The sequence below is a fragment of the Paraburkholderia sp. EG304 genome (genome assembly GCF_046543485.1).
GTDB classification, from domain to species: Bacteria; Pseudomonadota; Gammaproteobacteria; order Burkholderiales; family Burkholderiaceae; genus Paraburkholderia; species Paraburkholderia youngii.
In genome coordinates, this window is record NZ_JBKGUA010000272.1 from 1 (window position 1) to 713 (window position 713).

The 713-nt window shown below is 56.8% G+C and carries 1 protein-coding gene and 1 pseudogene; both read left to right on the forward strand.

Features of this window, described 5'->3' with window-relative positions; translation table 11 throughout:
* The first annotated feature begins 301 nt into the window (after positions 1 to 301).
* Entirely contained in the window at positions 302 to 592 is a 291-nt protein-coding gene (locus tag ACLFKU_RS43805; protein ID WP_410853397.1) for a hypothetical protein, read from the forward strand.
* A pseudogene (locus tag ACLFKU_RS43810) lies at positions 588 to 713 on the forward strand (DDE-type integrase/transposase/recombinase); the annotation flags it as partial. The gene ACLFKU_RS43805 and the pseudogene ACLFKU_RS43810, both read left to right, overlap by 5 nt.

Consider the following 713-nt stretch of genomic DNA (forward strand, 5'->3'; position numbering starts at 1 on the left):
AAGGACAGATGAAATGTTCGAGCAAAACTGCGCGGTCCGCCGCCCAGCAATTTTATTCGCTGGCATCATAAGTCATCCTTCGCATATTGCATTTGCTTGACTCCCTTTCCTTACTGCGACAGAACCCTGCGCATTGCAGGCCGTCGTATAGGCGGGGAGGGAACCGACGCGGGAACGCGCCCAGACCGAACAGAACCCTTGTACCCCTTTTTTCTGTCGCCGCGCGCTTAACCCGCACGACTGAACCGATAGAATAGGCGTTTTCCGACTGTTCCGCAATCCCATGCGAATTGACGCGCGAATGTCAGTTGCACTGGCGCTCACCCGGCGCCAGCGCTTTCTGGCCGAATGCTGGTACAACCTTGTGCATGAAGCCTCGCTCGACGCCTTTCGCGTGCGGACCATGAATCCAGGCAACGCGGTACGGGAACTGCGCCGCGTATGCGATGAGGCCGAAACAGAAGCATACCGGGAACAGGTGGCTAAGGAAGCGTATTCGATTCTGACCACCGATCAGATTGTCCAAGAATCCCCTGTCTTCCAGCCCGTCGCAAGCGACCTGGCTGCCCTGCTGAAGAACATTTCGGGATAAGGCGGGCAACACCATCGATTTTCTGTTCAGGGCCAAGCGGGACAAGGCTGCTGCTCGGCGCTTCTTCGAAAAGGCAATCGGTCAGAACGGCTCGCCCGAGACGATAACCATCGACAAAAGC